The following is a 17,579-nucleotide window of genomic DNA, read 5'->3' on the forward strand; positions in this document are numbered from 1 at the left end:
CTGTTCGTCCCACCACCCCTTCAAGTCTAACCATACAAGCGAGCCTGCTCGCGAATGAAGTCGACACCGATCCAACTGATTCATATCTTTCCAGAGACCCGAAATGAGACTGTCCCGCTTCTTTATCGACGCCCCGCTGAGCACTGGCGAACACGAACTGCCGGAAGCCCAGGCGCATTACATCAGCCGCGTGTTGCGCATGGTCGAGGGCGATGCGGTGCAGTTGTTCGACGGTTCCGGCCATGAGTTTCGCGGGTCCTTGGTGGATGTCGGCAAGAAACGCGTGGTCGTGCAGATCGACGAGCAATTCGCCGGGCAAATCGAATCGCCACTGCAGATCCACCTCGGCCAGGGCCTGTCCCGGGGCGAGCGCATGGACTGGGCGATTCAGAAAGCCACTGAACTGGGCGTGACGCAAATCACCCCGATCTTCAGCGAACGCTGCGAAGTGCGGCTCAAGGACGAACGCGCCGACAAGCGCTTGCTGCACTGGCGCCAAGTGGCGATCAGTGCCTGCGAACAGTGCGGGCGTTCACGGGTGCCGGTGATTCATCCGCCAGTGTTGCTGGCGGACTGGCTCAAGCAGACCGAAGCCGAATTGAAACTGGTGCTGCATCCGGTCGCAGAACCGCTGGTCAGCCATGCCAAACCAGCGACGCTGGCGTTCCTGATCGGGCCGGAAGGTGGCCTGACGGACGGCGAAGTCGAGCAGGCCAAAGGCAACGGTTTCCACGCCGCCCGCCTCGGCCCGCGCGTATTGCGCACCGAGACTGCGCCGGTGGTGGCGCTGGTGGTAGCCCAGCAACTTTGGGGTGATTTCTAAACCTTTTTGCCGGACTGATCGTTCCCACGCTCTGCGTGGGAATGCAGCCCGGGACGCTCCGCGTCCCAAACAGCGTGACGCAGAGCGTCACAGGAGGCGTTACCACGCAGAGCGTGGGAACGATCAGTCAGCCGGGCTACAGGACGTAAAACAGAATCGCCACAAAATGCAGCAAGCTCCCGGCAATCACGAACAGATGCCAGATGCCATGGGCATGCCGCAGCCGGTGATCGAGGGCAAAAAAGATAATCCCCACCGTATACAACACCCCGCCCGACGCCAGCCAGGCAAACCCCGTCGTGCCCAGCGCGGCGATCAGCGGTTTGACCGCGACCAGCACGATCCAGCCCATCACCGCGTAAATCACGATCGACAGAATCCGTGCCTCGGAGCGCGGTTTGATCTCTTGCAGAATACCGATCAGCGCCAGCCCCCAGACAATCCCGAACAGCGTCCAGCCCCAAGGCCCGCGTAACGTCACCAGGCAGAACGGCGTGTAGCTGCCGGCGATCAACAGGTAGATCGAGAAATGATCGACCTTCTTCATGATCGCTTTCTTGCGCCCGCGCACGCTGTGATACACGGTCGAGGCGCTGTAGAGCACCAGCAAGGTGAAGGCGTAGATCGCCACGCTGACGATCTTCCATGGACTGCCGTCGAGGCTGGCAATCACCAGCATCCACACGCCGCCGATAAACGCGGCGATGGCTCCGACCAGATGGGTCCAGGCGTTGAGTTTTTCCCCGTGATACATGTGTCGCACACCTCGTAATCTCTACCGCAAGCGCGCAAGGCTCGGGCCTTGAGCGTAAAAGCGCAATGTTTCTGTTCAACCTCGCCTGCGCGACCCGCGGGAATTGGGCACAATCGCCCGATACCAAAAAGAGTCCGCGCCATGCTGATCGACGAAGAATTGACCCTGAAAAAACTCGAGGTGTTCCTCGCCTTCATGCGCACCGGCAACCTCGCCCGCGCCGCCGCCGAATTGCAGACCAGCAACGTCAGCGTGCACCGCGCCATTCACTCTTTGGAAAATGCTCTGCGCTGCCCGCTGTTCAAACACGAAGGGCGCAACCTGACGCCGCTGGAAAGCGCTTATGTGCTGGAAGAACGTGCGCAGAAGCTGATCAACGACGTCGTCGACAGCGTGCGCCTGACCCGCGAAGCCGCCGGATTTTCCGCCGAGCGCTTCAAGCTCGGCTCGCTGTATTCGCTGACGGTGAAGACGGTGCCACAGCTGATCATGGGCCTGAAAATCCGCCGCAGCGAACTCAACATCGACCTGATCCTCGGCTCGAACATCGACCTGCTCTACAAGCTGAAAAACATGGAAGTCGACGCGATTCTGGTGTCGCTGGACGACAGCATCAACGATCCGGATTGCGAGCAGATTGCGCTGTTTTCCGACGACATCTTCCTCGCCACCCCGGCCGATTCAAAATTTGCTCAGCGCAGTGAAGTCGATCTGGCGGAAGTGCGTGATGAAACCTTCATCACCCTGACCCAGGGCTTCGCCACGCATCAGGACGGTGTGCGGGTGTTCAAGCAGGCAGGGTTCGAGCCGAAGGTGGCGATGCAGGTCAATGACATCTTCACTTTGCTGAGCATGGTCAGCTCAGGGGTGGGGTACGCCTTGTTGCCGGGGCGGATTGCGGCGGTGTACGAGAACCGGGTGAAGCTGATTCCGTTGCAGGAGAAGTACCGCTTGCAGCAGCACATTGGGGTGGTGTTTCTCAAGGCCAAGGAGCGTGATCCGAATCTGCTGGCGTTGCTGGCGGAGTGTCGGATGTATGCCAATCGGCAGGCTGGGGTTTAGATCAAGATCAAAATCAAGAGCTACCCCCTCACCCCAGCCCTCTCCCCCAAGGGGTAGAGGGGGAAAGGGAGCAGATCGGGGGCTTTTTCAGAACCTGAGTTCGACTTAGAAATTTCAGGTCGATGTATAACGCCAGAACAACTCGGTCAGTCCCCTCTCCCTCCGGGAGAGGGTTAGGGTGAGGGCAGCTTAAATTGACTAACCCATCAACCCGCGCATCGCCAGAAACAGCAGCGAAGGCCCCAGCAGACACCCAAGCGCGGTGTAGAACGCCGCCGTCAGGCAACCATACGGCACCAGCTTCGGATCCGTGGCCGCCAGGCCCCCGGCAACGCCGCTGGAGGTGCCCATCAAGCCACCGAAAATCACCGCGCTGCGCGGATTGTTCAGGCCGATCATCGGCGCCACGAACGGTGTCATCACCATCACCAGAATCGCCTTGATCAGCCCCGCCGCAATCGACAGCGCCATCACCTCGGAAGTGGCACCAATCGCCGCGCCGGTCACCGGGCCTACAATGTAGGTCACCGCACCGGCGCCAATGGTGGTCAGGCTCACCGCATCGGTGTAGCCGAACGCCATCGCCACGCCGACGCCGGCGACGAACGAGGTACCAACGCCGACAAACAGCGCCAGCACACCGACGAGTCCGGCGCGTTTGAGCTCATCGACACTGACGCCAAACGCCGTCGCCACAATCGCGAAATCCCGCAGCATCGCACCGCCGAGCAGGCCGATGCCGGACAGCAGGGGAATATCCACGACGCCTTTTTGCCCACCGGTGAGTGCGCCGCCGATATACGACAGCACCAGCCCGAGCAGAATGGCGATCGCCGAACCGTGCAGGCGGCCCTTGGTGAAGGTGTTGGACATCCAGTAGGACACCCACATGGTCAGGCCGACAATCAAAAAGCCGCTGATCAGACCGTAGCCGGTGATCACTTTCATCATCGATTCGTACATGGCGATCACCCCGCAGTCTTGGCAGGAGCAATCGGTGTCTCTTGCTTGTTGCCCATGCGCGTCAGCACCGGCACCAGGGCAAAAGCGATCACTACGGCGAGGGTGCCGGCAAGAATTGCCATCGGCCCGCCCTTCAGCGCACCGTAGACATTCTGCTGCGCGGCCATGGCGACCACGATGGGAATGTAGATCGCGCTCCAGAACTCCACGCCCTGCTCGGTCTTGCCCTTGAGCCAGCCGCTCTTGTAGAGATAGCTGCCCAGGCCGATCAACAGCAGCATCGCAATGCCGACACCGCCGACGTTGGCCGGCACGCCGATCAGCTTGCCGAGCAATTCACCGACCCAGATACCGACCAGCGTGCAGAAGGCGAGAAATGCCACACCGTAAATAATCATTGTTGTAGTCCTCAAAGTGCATCGTCGAATGTTGTTTTTGTTGTTCGAAGCTTGAGTCGCGGCGGTTTTAGAGTTGGCGGCCACCCTCCTCGCGCAACAGCGCTTGCAGGGTATCGAGGCGGGCACTGTCGAAGGCAGTGACGGTGCCCTGCTCGAACACCCGGCGCGCCAGCCCGGTCAGCACCGCACCGGGCGGCAGTTCGATCTGTAGACGCACGCCGCGCTCGTAGGCGCTTTGCACGGTGCCGCGCCAGTCCACCACGCGGCACATGTTGAAAGCGAGGTCATCGCGCAGCGCTTCGACTTTGCTCACAGGCCGCGCGCGACTGCCGCTCAGATAAGCGATTTTCGGGTTCTTCAGTTCAACCTTGGCGAAGGCCTCGGCAAGCGCCTGCGCCGGTTTTTCCAGCAATGGGCAATGCGACGGCACGCTCACCGCCAGCCGCTTCGTCACTCCGGCGCCGCGACTGCGCGCCAGTTCGGCCACCGCGTGCATGGCCTTGTCGCTGCCGGCGATGACCACTTGGTTATCGGCGTTGATATTGGCCAGATACACCGGCGCATCTTCGCTGTGCACTTGCGCCAGCAGCGTTTCGACGGTGGATAACTGCAATCCGATGATCGCGGTCATGCCGTAGCCCTGTGGATAAGCCTGCTGCATCAGCTCACCGCGCAGGCTGACCAGATGCAGCGCATCGCTGAAACTCAAGGCTCCCGCCACCACTGCTGCCGGGTAGGCGCCGATGGACAGGCCGGCGACGTAATCCGCGCTCAGTTCATCCTGCAATAACTGCCGCGAAGCAGCGACACCGGCGATCAGCAGGCACAGCTGAACCGCTCTGGTCGTGCGCAATGCCTCGGCTGAATCAAGCTGCAAAACATCTTCGCCCAGCACATCGCTGGCCTCGACCAGCGTTTCCCGAGGCAAACGCTGGAGCATGCCGGCTTGCTGCGCGCCCTGGCCGGGAAACACCAGCAGGCTGCTCACGCTGCCTGCTCCTGCGGGTTCCACGGATCGATCACCAATGCAGCCTGATGCGCATTTTTCAGCAGCACCCGGGCCGAACCGCTGGCCCATTCACGCAGCGCCACAGCGCCGAACGGCGTCTGCAATTGCATGTCGACCCGGCACACAGCCTGATCGAAAAGCTCCACGAGTTTGCACGCCTGATTGCGCGTGATCATCTGCGGCGCGCGCAGAATCAGATCGAGATCACTGGCCGCATGCATCGCTCTGAAACCGCTGGCCAATTCAAACCCGACACTGCCGCTGACACCCCAGACCCAACCGCAGTCATCGAGTATCGGCCGCAGTTGTTTGAGCGCCTGCATCACCGGCAGATCTCGCTCGCACTCAACCTGACAAAGGGCTTCGGGACTGACCCGACAGGCAATCGAATCCAGCGCCATAAATGCCGCCAGCCGTTGTTCACGCAACACACCGCGCACGCCGACCGCGACAAAACCGTCAGCACTCAGCGCCCGGCGCACCACCACCGGTTGCCCGGCCGCCAGCGCCGCGATCGCCCACGCTGGCGCATCCGCCGGCAACTGCGCCGGGGTCATGCCCCAGAGCAGATCGTGGGCCAGGGGCAGGTTCACCACTGCGCCCTCAGCAATTCGCGGACTTTGCTGGAGGCGGCACGATTGCTCGCACCAAGGCGCCCTTTCAAATCAGTGTTGGTCACATCGCTGATCGCTTGCTTCAGGCACTCAGTCACCCGCGTCAGATCTTCTTCTGTCGGTTGTTCGATCTGCTGCACCGAGAGGGTTTCCCAGAGCAGACCGAGGCTGGCGTAGCTGTCGATGTCGTAGGCCATCGGCGGCACGCTGGCGGCCAGCGCTTCCAGTTCCTCGACACTGCGCAAGGTGACCCGCGCCGCCGAGGCCTTGCCCATCGCGTGCACCATCACGCCGGGATCGCGCAGCGCGATCAGGCGATTGGCCTGATAACCGTGGGCGAGAAATGCACCCGACATGGCCTTGCCCACCAGCAGCGCAATCACCGGATGCCCGGCCAGACGCGCACGGGCATAACTGTCCGCCGCGCCGGCCAGGGCCTGATGAATGCCGAGGGCTTCTTCGCGGCGGCCATACGCCTGGCTCGGCACATCGACGATGGCGATGATCGGGCGCTTCTGTGCGCTGTCGCGGTCGGCACTGATCGCGTCATCCACAGCCTTGGCCAGCCCCCAGCCTTCGAGCAGACCGACCTCGCCATTGCGGGCGCGGGGAAAACGATTGTCCGGGTCGGCGACCACGGCGATAAAGCGGCCGAGCTCAGCGTCGGCGACTTTCAACGACGGCGGCAAACCTTCGACGACCCTGGCGCCAGCGCTGAGCGCATTGAACCAGTGCAAACCGCGCAATGAATAACCGCTCATGAGCGCTCTCCTTGATACAGATCGCGAACCACCGACGGTTCGATTTGCTTGCCCGTGTCCAGCTTGCCGAGGCGTTGCAGGAACCACTCGGCGCGTTGACTGCGCGGCTGTGCCGGCAGGCCTTGCTGGAGCAGTTGGCCGACCTGCTGACGAATCTGCGCCACGTCATCGCCGACATAACGGTCCACCAGTCCGGTGTTGAAACGCTGTTCGCCGCCGGTCAGGCTCCAGATGAAGGGCCGGTCGCGGGAGTCGTATTCCTCGATCCCGGCTTCCTGCTCGATTACCTGCGGGCCGTTCAGACCGAGGCGTGCTTCCTGGGTCACCAGCAAATAACTGCACAGCGCTGCGGCGATCGACATGCCGCCGAAGCAACCGACACTGCCGGCGACCACGCCGACCACCGGTTGGTATTGCTGCAAATCGACAATCGCCGCGTGAATATCGGCAATCGCCGCCAGCCCTAGATTGGCTTCCTGCAAGCGCACGCCGCCGGTTTCCAGCAGCAACACGGCGCGGGTGGCGATACCGTTGCGGTTGTCTTCGGCGGCCAGTTCCAGCGCACCGGCAATCTTCGCCCCGCCGACTTCGCCAAGGCTGCCGCCCTGAAACGCACCTTCAATCGCTGCGATGACCACCGGCAAACCGTCGAGGCTGCCCTTGGCGATGATCACCCCGTCGTCGGCTTGCGGCACCACACCCTGGCGCTCAAGCCACGGCGACATGACCCGTTGAAACGGATCGAGCAGTTCGCGAAAGGTCCCGACGTCGAGCAAGGCTTGCGCCCGCTGCCGCGCGCCGAGTTCGACGAAGCTGTGTTTGTTGAGCAACGCTGCGCTGTCAGTCATGGCCGATCTCCTCCAAACCCTGTTCCAGACGCAAGCGCACCACTCCCGGCGTCGCGCCGAAATCGTGGATATCGATGGCCATCGCCGGTGGCGTGGTGCCGTCGAACATCCGCGCAAACAGGTGCTGCCAGCGCTGCTGCGCGCCGTTGACCGAGGTCTGCACGTTGATCGTCAGTTTGCCGGCCAGACCCGGTTCGATCAGCACTTCCAGATCACCCGAACCAACACAACCGACCAGCGCACGCCCGCGTGGCGGCTGCCCGGCGGGGAATTCAAACGATAGGTTTTCCATCAAAACGCTCCCTGAGAGATGCCGTCGCGCTCGATACGATCGAGCAGCAATGTGGCGGCGAGCAGGTCGGCGGCCCCACCGGGCGAGGCATTCAATGCGATGAGTTGTTGATCCAGTTCGTGCAGGCGCCGACGACCGCTGAGGCTGGCGCTGCCACCGGCATCGAGCACCGCTTGCGCGCCGGCCTGCATGGCGTGCAGGCCCGTTTCCCCGGCGCGGTAGAGCACGCAGGTGTCGGCCAGCTCGGTCATGATCGCCAGCAATGCATCGAGCCGGGCGTTCTGTTCGCCGTGACCGTTGGCGCGACTTTTGTGCAGTTGCGGCAAGCCGCGTTGCAACACGGACGGGAAGCCCAGTTGCGCTTCCTCGCGAGCACCGCGTGCGCCGTAACGCTGGGCAACTTGTGCGCCGTGGCTGAGTGGTGTCGGTGCGTAGCGGTCGTCGAGCAGTGCCAGGCGGGCGGCGCACAGGGCGATGGATTTCGGTTGCAGCGCGGCGGCCGTCACCAACAGTCCCAACGCCCAGATCGCACCGCGATGGGTGTTGACGCCGTTGGTGGTCACGAGCATGGCTTGTTCGCCCTCGCGACCGATGCGGCCAATCGCTTCGCGCAACGGCACACCGACTTCGCCGATCTCCAGCGCGGCCTCGGCCAATTCCTTGAATGCCGGCCACAAGGCCAACGCCGACGCGTGCATCAGGCCCAGGTGCAGATCGGTGTGCGCGCCGTTGCCACGACGGTCGACCAGCGCCGGTTTCGGCGACAGATCGGCTTCGTCGATCAACGCGTCCACTGCCAGATCGGCCAAGCGGTCAGCCAGAGAAAGCGGTTTCGCTTGCAGGTTGAATGCGTGCATTACCAGCTCCTGAATTTGGCGGGCGGGTTGTACAGGCCGCCGGACCACTCGACCAGATCGGCCACGCTTTTCGCCGCGAGCAATTCGCGCGTGGCGTCAGTGCGGCGGATGCCGAGGTCTTCGGGCAGGGCGATCAGGCCTTCCCGGCGCATGCGTTCGGTGTCTTTCGGGTTGTGGCGCAGGCCGATGGCGGTAACCCCGGCAACCGCTGCGATCATCGCCTGCCGCTCTTCCAGCGAGCGCGCCTTGTACAGGTAGGCGATGCCTTCTTCGGTGAGCAGGTGGGTAACGTCGTCGCCGTAGATCATGATCGGCGCCAGCGGCATGCCGCTTTTCTTCGCCACCTCCACGGCGTCGAGGGTTTCGACGAAGGTCGGTTTGCCGCCCTCCTGGAAGGTCTCGACCATTTGCACCACGAGTTTCTTGCCACGTTCGAGCATCGGTTGCGGCCCATCGGCGTGGCGCATGTCCAGCCACGCCGGAGTGCCGTGACGGCGGCCGCGCGGATCGTGACCCATGTTTGGCGCACCACCGAAACCGGCGAGACGGCCACGAGTCACCGTCGAGGAATGGCCGTCGCCATCGACCTGCAATGTCGCGCCAATAAACAGATCCACCGCGTATTGCCCGGCGAGTTGGCAGACCATGCGGTTGGAGCGCAGCGAGCCGTCGCGGCCAGTGAAGAACACATCCGGCCGAGCGGCGATGTAGTTTTCCATGCCCAGTTCGGTACCGAAGCAATGCACGCTCTCGACCCAGCCGCTTTCAATCGCCGGAATCAGCGTCGGGTGCGGGTTGAGCGTCCAGTTGCGGCAGATCTTGCCTTTCAGGCCGAGGGATTCGCCGTAGGTCGGCAGGATCAGTTCGATGGCGGCAGTGTTGAAACCAATGCCGTGGTTGAGCGACTGCACGTTGTGTTTTTCGTAGATCCCGCGAATCGCCATCATCGCCATCAACACGTGCACAGGCTTGATGTGGCGCGGGTCGCGGGTGAACAGCGGTTCGATGTAGAACGGCTTGTCCGCCACCACGACGAAATCGACCCACGACGCGGGAATGTCCACGCGGGGCAGTTCGCTGACGTCATCGACCAACTGGTTGACCTGGACGATGACGATGCCGTCGCTGAACGCCGCCGGTTCGATCAGTGCCGGGGTGTCTTCGGTGCTCGGGCCGGTGTAGATGTTGCCGGCGCGGTCGGCCATGAAACCGGCCGAGAGCACAACGTTGGGGATCAGGTCCACGACGAGGCGGGCGTAGAGTTCGATGTACGTGTGAATGGCGCCGACTTCGAGCAAGCCATCTTCGAGCAACTGGCTGATGCGCAGGCTCTGGGTGCCGGCGAAGGAGAAATCGAGCTTGCGGGCGATGCCGCGTTCGAACAGATCAAGGTGCTCGGAGCGGCCGACGCTGGGCATGATCATGTGCAGATCGTGGAGTTTGCCCGGGTCGGCCTTGGCCAGCGAACGCGAGAGGAAATCCGCCTGCTTCTGGTTGTTGCCCTCCAGCACCACACGATCGCCGGGATGGATCAGCGCTTCGAGCGCGGCGACGATTTTGTCGCTGGGCAGCACCGCACCATCGGCGAGCCCGCGCACCTTGTCGAGCCGGCGCTGCTTCTCGTCACGCCGCCGCGTCCAGCGCGAGTCGGGGGAAATTGTTGTTGTCATGCTCACTCCACGGGTTCGCTGTCGTGGAGCCAAGTTAGGCGTGTGTGATGAGGGCATCAATCAAGCTGGGTGGTGAATCATTACGCTGAGAGTAACGGACAAGCTGAAGCCCCTGTAGAACCTGTTGATCGTTCCCACGCGCAGCAAAGGAATGCAGCCCGGGACGCTCCGCGTCCCTTCCAAAGCCGAACGCGGAGCGTCCGTTGCGGCATTCCCACGCGGAGCGTGGGAACGATCGAATGCATTCCAATTGTGGGAGCGAGCCTGCTCGCGAAGAGGCCAGTCGCCTCAGCGCATTCGCTCAGTCGGTTGGCACCATTTTGTCCAGAACGCGGTTCACCGCCATTTCCGCCACCATGACAATCTGCGCGATGCCCTGCAGGGTCTTGCGCTGCGAACCTTCCACGGAAGCGGCGTGGTTGTGCAGCATCACCGTCGCCGAACCCAGGGTTTCACAGGCGTCGGCCAGCAAGGACTCGGTGTCGGCTTCGGGATTGGCCATGTACAGCGTGTTGGGGGTGTACGGCGGGGCCATGAAGTCAGCGGCGGGCGGGCCGAGGTAATGGTCGAGGGCACGCTCGGCGGCGTCGTGAAATTTCTTTGAGTCGGGGGATTGGTAGGGCGATGCCGGACTTGCTACCGGCGGATTGGGCGATGGTTTTTTCATCTTCAGGTTCCGGATAAAGCCGCAACCGCATCTCTGCTAAAAGAAGGGGTGGCAGCTGAACGCAGGTTAGCAGACCGGGGAACCTAAGGAAGCCGGCGCGCCGAAGCGCCCTGCGCACAGCCGCCATCAAGTGCAGACGTGAAGCCTGACTGACGGTGCTCGTGCAACCTCAGATTTACCACGGGCTGCTAAACCCGATCACTGGGAATCAGTGACCCGATCCAAGTTACGCAGCAAGCCCTGGGCGCACAAGCCGGCGGATTCTGGCGCAGGCGTAGGCAGCGGCGCAAGGATTTGTAGGCTGGTGCGGCGTAACACCGGGTGTCTTTAAACACAGGCGTGGCTTGATGTTGATCGTTCCCACGCTCTGCGTGGGAATGCCTCTACGGACGCTCCGCGTTCGGCTCTTGATGGGACGCGGAGCGTCCCGGGCTGCATTCCTTTGCTGCGCGTGGGAACGATCAGTCAAGCCTTGGATCAGCGGGCCAAACCCGCATCCACCAGTAACCGCTCCAGCCCCAACAAATCCGGCACCTTCGCCACCTGCTCGCCCACCTGCACCGCCGCCTGCTCCAGCGCACACAACGGCACATCGACATAACTCAACTGACTGTCCAGCTTGTACGACCGAGGAATCCCCTGCACCAACAGGGCGATGAATCTCAGCTCGGGCAAGCCGCCCAGCGCATTCAGAATCACGATCCGCGCCCGTTCGCCGATGACGATTTTCTGCCCGCAGGCCGATTCGAAACTGATCAGCGGAATCTGCCGCTCGCGCCACGTTACCCGGCCCAGGTACCACGGCGGCGTGTCGAGATCGAAGGCACTGGCCTGGTAGTCGATCAGCTCGGCGATGGCGACATTCGGCAGGATCAGGTTGCGATCGGCCAGCGGCAGCAGCAGCCCGGTAAGCTGGCTGGTGCGCGGGTTGTGCCGGTGCTCATGCATGTTTCTTGCTCCACTGGGCGATGCTCTCCAGCAACACCGATTCCTGATACGGCTTGCCGAGGTAGTCGTTGACGCCGATGGCCATGGCGCGGTCGCGGTGTTTCTGCCCGGTGCGCGAGGTGATCATGATGATCGGCAAGTGGCGCAGGCGTTCGTCGGCGCGCACCTGGGTGGCGACTTCGAAGCCGTCCATGCGCGGCATTTCGATGTCGAGCAGCATCAGGTCGGGCATGTGCTCTTCGAGCAGCAGCATCGCATCGACACCGTCCTTGGCGGTCAGCACGTTCATGCCGTGACGTTCGAGCAAACGGCTGGTGACCTTGCGCACCGTCACCGAGTCATCGACGACCATGATCAGCAGCGGCTTGTGCGGCTCGCTGTCGATCTCCGTGCGCGCCGGCTCTTGCGCCAGCCGCGCCTGCATCGCCCGGATCGGTGCGAGCAGATCCAGAATCAGCACCACCCGGCCGTCGCCGAGAATCGTCGCCCCCGACACGCCCTGCACCGCCGCGAATTGCGGGCCGAGGCTCTTGACCACGATCTCGCGAGTGCCGGCCATGGCGTCGACCAGCACCGAAACATGGCGGTCGTTGTAATGCACCAGCAGCACCGGCAACGGCAGGTTCTGCCCGAGCAGTTTTGGCCGTGGCGCAGTCTTCAACAGCTCGCCCAGGTAGCACAGTTCATAACGCTGGCCGGCGTATTGATAACTCGGCGGATCCTGACGGAAGTGCCCTTCCAGATCATTCGGCAACACGCGCACGATGCCTTCGATGGTGTTCAGCGGGATCGCGTACTGATCCTCGCCGCACTGTACCATCAGCGCGCGGTTGACCGACACGGTGAACGGCAGGCGAATGCGGAAATGCACGCCCTGCCCCGGCACCGAATCGATGCTCATGCTGCCGCCGAGTTGGCGCACTTCTTCGTGGACCACGTCCATGCCGACGCCACGCCCGGAAATCTGGGTGATCTTTTCCGCCGTGGAGAAACCCGGCTGGAGAATGAACTGCAACACATCGCGATCGCTGATCTCGGCGTCGGGCGCCAGCAGACCGCGCTTGATCGCCTTGCGCCGCACGGCTTCCAATGGCACACCGGCGCCGTCATCGCGGATGTCGAAAACCATGTCGCCGCCCTCGCGCGACAGATCGAGGGTGATCTGCCCTTGCGCCGGTTTACCCGCCGCCAATCGCACCTCGGCAGATTCAAGGCCATGGTCGACGGCATTGCGCAGCATGTGTTCCAGCGGCGCGGCCATGCGCTCCAGCACGTTGCGATCCATCTCGCCATCAGCGTTGCCGACGACGAATGCGACATCCTTGCCCAGCTCTTCGGCGACCTGACGAACGATGCGTTTCAGACGCGGCACCATGCGTTCGAACGGCACCATGCGCGTGCGCATCAGGCCTTCCTGCAATTCGGTGTTGATCCGCCCCTGTTGTTGCAACAGGTTCTCCGCGTCGTGGTTGCGGCGGTCGAGGGTTTCCTTGAGGTCGAGCAGGTCCGAGGCGGATTCGAACAGCGCCCGCGACAGTTGCTGGAGCTGCGAATGGCGGTCCATTTCCAGCGGGTCGAAATCTTCGTAACCGAGGCGTTCGCCATCGACTTGTTGGCGGCTGAGGATGCGCCCCTGGGTTTCGGTGTCGAGGCGGCGCAACTGATCGCGCATGCGCTCGATGGTGGTTTCCATCTCGTTGAGAGCAATCTGCGCATCGTTGACTTGCTGCTCGATCCGTCCACGAAAGATCGAGGTTTCCCCGGCCAGATTGACCAGTTCATCAAGCAGCTCGGACGAAACCTTGACCATGTCCGCGCCAACATCGGCGGCCGGTGGCGCAGCCTCGGGCTTAGCCACCGGTGCCGCGACCGGCGCCGGCGGCGCTTCAACCTGCACCGGGTGACTGAAATTCTGGATCGCGCTGATCAGCCGATCGGCCGGCGGGCACGGTTGCCCGGCGCGCACGCCATCGAGCATTTGCGCCAGTCGGTCATGGCCGCGCTGCACCAGCGCAAACAGTTCGGCAGACGGTTGCAGCGCACCGGTGGAGAGGCTTTCGTAGAGAAATTCCAGCTCATGGGCGAGGTCGCCGATCGGGCCGATTTCGACCATCCGCGCGCCGCCCTTGAGGGTGTGCAGATCGCGCAGCAGGGTTTCGATTTCCTGACGGTTGCCCGGCTCGGCCTGCCAGCGCAACAGCGCGGCGCCGGAGCTTTCGATGATGTCGAAACCTTCTTCGAGGAAGATTTCCAACAGTTCCGGATCATGCCCGGCGTTGTCGTGTTCGACCGCTGCGGGGGATGATTCGCTGGCGGCCTGGCCCTGACGCAACTGACGGATCGCGTCGATCAGATCCTGCGCCGGAGTCAGCGCTTGATGCGCTTGCAGTTGCTCCAGCATCAGCGCCAACCGCTCATGACTGCGCTGCAACAAACCTTCGAGCGCGGCGCTGTGGTTGTAGCGCCGATCGACCAGCCCTTCGTAGAGGTTTTCCAGTTCCTGGGCAAGGTCGCCGACGGCCTCGACCTCGGCCATGCGCGCGCCGCCCTTCAGCGTGTGCAAGTCGCGCTGCAATGACGACAGCGGCGCGGCGTTGTCCGGGTCCTTGCGCCAGCGCTGCAAGGCTTGCCCGGCGCTGTCGAGAATGTCCACCGCCTCTTCGAGGAAGATTTCGACGATCTCGTCGTCAGGCTCAAGGGCGGCAACCGATTGCTGCAATTGCGCGGTGGCGCTGCCCAGCTCGCGAATGTCCAGGGTGCGACTGCCGTCGCTGCGGATCAGGCCCATCGCCGCCGGGTCGAGGCCTTCGTCGAGCAGTTCCTGCAAGGCACGAATCCGCTCCGGTTGCGGGGTGATTTCCTGGCCGGCAGCGAGTTCGTCGAGCATGTTGATCAGCGCTTCGTGGGCCAGTTGCGCTTCGTGAAAAAACCGCTCGCTGACCGCCAGGCTGCTTTCTTCCACCGCGCCATACAGGTCGAGCAAGGCTTCGCAGAGGCCATCGACCGCCTGCAGATCGGCCAGATGCGCGCCTTCGCCCAGAGTGGTCAGTTCATCGAGCAAGGCGCTGAGTTCCTGGCGCTCGCCGGGGTGCTGCTGCCAGCGCTGCAAGAGGTTTTCGGCGTCGAGGAGGATGTCCATGCCCTGGGCGAGGAAGTTGTTGATCAGTTGCGGATCGCGCTTGAGGCGCAGGCCGCTGTCAGCGCCATCGGAGCTGGCTTGCAGGCGCTCGGCGAGCAGCGCCTCGGTGCGTTTGATCAGCGACTGCGCACCGACAATCGGCGCCAGCGGATCGTGTTTGAGCTGACGCAGGCCGACGCGGAACAAGCCCTCGGCTTCGAGCAGCAATTCGACCTCGTCCAGATCCAGCGGCAACTGATGCGCCTTGAACTCGCGGGCCAGTTGATCCAGCGAAGCCGCCAGTTCGGCCATCGGCAATACGCCGGCCATCGAGGCACTGCCCTTGAGCGTGTGCAGCGCCCGTTGCAGTTCGTCGCTGGCCGGCAACGGCACCCGTTCGGCGGCCTGATCGAGGAAACGGTTGAGGCTGGCGAGGTGGGTCTCGGCTTCTTTGCGGAAGATTTCCAGCAGCAGCGGATCAAGCGCGGCGACGTCGTCGGTGTCTTCGGCAGCCAGCGGCTCATCGCCTTTGGCCAACGCGTGGGCGCGGGCGGCGAGTTGGTCGACATCGTTGCGCTGGCGCTGACGCTGGGTGGCAAATTCGTTGATCAGCTCGGGCAGCAGCAACACGGTGTCGCCGAGCAATTGGCGCAGCACTGCGCCGGGCTCGACGCTTTGTTCGAGCACGCGGTTGAGCAGGTTTTCCACGGCCCAGGCCAGTTCGCCGAGGACCAACGCGCGGACCATGCGCCCGCTACCCTTCAAGGTGTGAAAGGCCCGGCGCAGTTCGGTCAGCGCGGCGCGGTCCTGGGGATTGGCGGTCCAGCGCGGCAGGTATTCGTGGAGGACCGCGAGAACTTCGTCGGTCTCCTCGAGGAACACTTCGCGCAGCTCATCGTCGACCGGTTCTTCATCGGCCGGCGGCGGCATCAGGCTGTCGGGGCTGTTGCGCGCCGGCGGGTTGAGCGCCGACAGCGGGCTGGCCAGCACCTCGGCCAGCGACTGCACGACGTCAGGGTCATCGAGCGCTTGCAGATCCTGCATGAGCTGCGCTTCGCTGGGGCTGAGTACCTCATCGAGCACGGGCACTTGCGCTTCGCCGGGCTGCTCGTTGGCAAAGAAGCCGAGGCTGGCGAGGCTGTTTTGCGCGACATCGAGCAGATGTTCGGCGGGTGCCTGCGGGTCGTCGCTCAGGCGTTCGAGGTAATACTCCAGGCTGCTGATCACATCAGCCAGATGATCGAGTTGTTCCCAGCCCGGTTCGTGGGCATCGAGCATCAAATGCTCGCGAATGAAACCGTTGCAGGCCTCGACCAGACTCGCTGCGCGGGCCAGCGGAATCATCGCCAGCGCGCCGCGCACCTGTGTCAGCAGATCGGGCAGCGATTGCAGATGCTGGCGGTCCCAATCGGCGTCGATGTAATCGACGATCATGTCCTTGGCCTGTTGCAGGCAGATGCGCGCTTCCTTGATCACGATCTGATGGATCTGCGTCAGGTCGGTGGTCGGCAGGCGAGCGTCTTCGGCGCTTTGCGTCTCCACCGTGCCGACCATGCCGGCCAGCGTCGCTTCGACGTAGAGCAAGGCCCCGGCGACGTCCATGAGAATGGCGTCGTTCGGTTCGCGCTGGCCTTGGGCGAGGCTGAGCACCACTGCCAGTTGGTCGATGATGACTTTGCGCGGCTGGCCGAAACCCAGTACCGCGAGGGTGTCGGCGATCTGTCGCAGCGGCGCGAGCAGGCTGTCCAGATCCGAAGCGTGCTGGCGGTCACTGCGCACGAACAGATCGAGGCGCTCCTTGACCCGCACCAGCTCTTCGCACAGCGCCGCCAGCACCGAGCGCATGGCATCGCGGTCGGGGCCGGCGAGGCGCGCGCGTTCTTCATCGACCATCGCGCTGTCGGGCAACGCGTCGTCCAGGGAGTAGCGATCTTTCATGGTCAGCATCTGCCCGGTGGGATGTTCGGCTTTGGCAATATAGAACAACAGGCTTTTCAGCAGCTCGGCCGGCGCCGGCTGGTTGAGCCCGACGATGCCCTGCTCGAGCAGGCGCTTGAGCTCTTGGTCGGCGTCCTTGAACAGGCTGCGCAGCGCCGGACTGTTGGCGATGACGCCCTCGCGCATGCCCTCGACCAATGCCGAGGCGATTTGCCACAAAGGGCTCAACGGCGCGTCGCCGCTCAGCGCTTCGAGACGGCTGAAGACTTTGGCCAGATAGCCAAGATGCGTCTGGTCGTCCTGTTCGCGCAGCAGACCGACCAGAGCCATTTGCAGCATCTGCCGCAGTTTGCGCAGCACGTTCGGCAGATCGAGCGGTTCCAGCGCGGCGAGTGCCTCGTCGCCGAGCGGCGCCAGCTCGGGCAGTGGCGGGCTGAACAGGCTGGTTTCCGCCAGCAGGCTTTCACCGCGAGCGCTGCGCAGATCGTTGATCAGCGGCAACACCACCAACGGCAGGTCGCGGCGGGCGCTCTGCACGCGGTCGAGGTAAAGCGGCAGTTGCCCCAGGGCTTGCAGCATCAGGTGCAGGGCTTCGTCGCGGTGCGGTACACGATCATGTTGCAGGGCTTCGACCAAGTGCTCCATTTCTTCGGCCAGTAACGCTGCGCCGTAGAACTCGACCATTTGCAGGCTGCCGTGGACCTGATGAATGTACGCCAGGCACTCGTCCAGCCCGGGGAAGGCCTGCGGATCGTCGAGCACGGCTTCGATCGCCTGATGCGCCAGCTTCAGCGTTTCGGCAATTTCGCCCTTGACCCATTCCAGGGCCACGTAGTCGTGCCGATCACCCATAACCA

At 63.2% G+C, this 17,579-nt stretch carries 15 protein-coding genes; 2 read left to right on the forward strand and 13 right to left on the reverse strand.

Annotation, left to right across the window (positions count from 1 at the left end; all coding sequences use genetic code 11):
- The first annotated feature begins 103 nt into the window (after window positions 1–103).
- Window positions 104–823 (forward strand): 16S rRNA (uracil(1498)-N(3))-methyltransferase, encoded by a 720-nt coding sequence (locus D8U82_RS18655; RefSeq protein WP_130902712.1) that lies wholly within the window; start codon window positions 104–106, stop codon window positions 821–823.
- Between the two features lie 136 nt (window positions 824–959).
- Here D8U82_RS18655 and D8U82_RS18660 read toward each other — a convergent pair whose 3' ends face one another.
- On the reverse strand, window positions 960–1,577 hold the full coding sequence (locus D8U82_RS18660) for a hemolysin III family protein (protein ID WP_016772759.1): 618 nt from the start codon (window positions 1,575–1,577) through the stop codon (window positions 960–962).
- A gap of 141 nt (window positions 1,578–1,718) precedes the next feature.
- On the opposite strand from D8U82_RS18660, the gene D8U82_RS18665 reads away from it, so the two are divergent.
- Window positions 1,719–2,639, forward strand: a complete 921-nt coding sequence (locus D8U82_RS18665) for a LysR substrate-binding domain-containing protein (protein ID WP_056786436.1) — start codon at window positions 1,719–1,721, stop codon at window positions 2,637–2,639.
- 198 nt (window positions 2,640–2,837) lie between these two features.
- Here the strand turns inward: D8U82_RS18665 and madM are convergent, their stop codons facing one another.
- The 12 genes from madM to D8U82_RS18725 form a co-directional block, all read right to left on the reverse strand.
- Complete coding sequence (gene madM / locus D8U82_RS18670; protein ID WP_110644718.1) at window positions 2,838–3,602, reverse strand: malonate transporter subunit MadM; 765 nt, start codon at window positions 3,600–3,602, stop codon at window positions 2,838–2,840.
- Window positions 3,603–3,607: 5 nt separating this feature from the next.
- The gene (gene madL / locus D8U82_RS18675; protein WP_016772756.1) at window positions 3,608–4,000 is read right to left on the reverse strand and encodes a malonate transporter subunit MadL; all 393 of its coding nucleotides are present in this window, start codon (window positions 3,998–4,000) and stop codon (window positions 3,608–3,610) included.
- A 67-nt stretch (window positions 4,001–4,067) separates the two neighbouring features.
- Window positions 4,068–4,988 (reverse strand): malonate decarboxylase subunit epsilon, encoded by a 921-nt coding sequence (gene mdcH, locus D8U82_RS18680; protein WP_130902713.1) that lies wholly within the window; start codon window positions 4,986–4,988, stop codon window positions 4,068–4,070.
- Complete coding sequence (locus D8U82_RS18685) at window positions 4,985–5,605, reverse strand: malonate decarboxylase holo-ACP synthase (RefSeq protein ID WP_130902714.1); 621 nt, start codon at window positions 5,603–5,605, stop codon at window positions 4,985–4,987. Before D8U82_RS18685 ends, mdcH begins: the two co-directional genes overlap by 4 nt.
- Window positions 5,599–6,384, reverse strand: a complete 786-nt coding sequence (gene mdcE / locus D8U82_RS18690; protein WP_130902715.1) for a biotin-independent malonate decarboxylase subunit gamma — start codon at window positions 6,382–6,384, stop codon at window positions 5,599–5,601. The genes D8U82_RS18685 and mdcE overlap by 7 nt, the downstream gene beginning before the upstream one ends.
- Entirely contained in the window at window positions 6,381–7,232 is an 852-nt protein-coding gene (locus tag D8U82_RS18695; protein WP_130902716.1) for a biotin-independent malonate decarboxylase subunit beta, read from the reverse strand. The genes mdcE and D8U82_RS18695 overlap by 4 nt, the downstream gene beginning before the upstream one ends.
- Complete coding sequence (locus tag D8U82_RS18700; RefSeq protein WP_130902717.1) at window positions 7,225–7,524, reverse strand: malonate decarboxylase subunit delta; 300 nt, start codon at window positions 7,522–7,524, stop codon at window positions 7,225–7,227. Before D8U82_RS18700 ends, D8U82_RS18695 begins: the two co-directional genes overlap by 8 nt.
- Window positions 7,524–8,381, reverse strand: a complete 858-nt coding sequence (locus tag D8U82_RS18705; protein WP_125925446.1) for a triphosphoribosyl-dephospho-CoA synthase — start codon at window positions 8,379–8,381, stop codon at window positions 7,524–7,526. Before D8U82_RS18705 ends, D8U82_RS18700 begins: the two co-directional genes overlap by 1 nt.
- Window positions 8,381–10,051, reverse strand: a complete 1,671-nt coding sequence (mdcA, locus tag D8U82_RS18710; protein WP_024014649.1) for a malonate decarboxylase subunit alpha — start codon at window positions 10,049–10,051, stop codon at window positions 8,381–8,383. The genes D8U82_RS18705 and mdcA overlap by 1 nt, the downstream gene beginning before the upstream one ends.
- A gap of 301 nt (window positions 10,052–10,352) precedes the next feature.
- Window positions 10,353–10,718, reverse strand: coding sequence for a hypothetical protein (locus tag D8U82_RS18715; protein WP_125925445.1), 366 nt, complete (start codon window positions 10,716–10,718; stop codon window positions 10,353–10,355).
- 477 nt (window positions 10,719–11,195) lie between these two features.
- On the reverse strand, window positions 11,196–11,666 hold the full coding sequence (locus tag D8U82_RS18720; protein ID WP_125925444.1) for a chemotaxis protein CheW: 471 nt from the start codon (window positions 11,664–11,666) through the stop codon (window positions 11,196–11,198).
- Window positions 11,659–17,574, reverse strand: a complete 5,916-nt coding sequence (locus tag D8U82_RS18725) for an Hpt domain-containing protein (protein WP_130902718.1) — start codon at window positions 17,572–17,574, stop codon at window positions 11,659–11,661. Before D8U82_RS18725 ends, D8U82_RS18720 begins: the two co-directional genes overlap by 8 nt.
- Window positions 17,575–17,579 lie beyond the last annotated feature (5 nt).

Source organism: Pseudomonas sp. Sample_23, assembly GCF_004307595.1.
Classification (GTDB): domain Bacteria; phylum Pseudomonadota; class Gammaproteobacteria; order Pseudomonadales; family Pseudomonadaceae; genus Aquipseudomonas; species Aquipseudomonas atacamensis.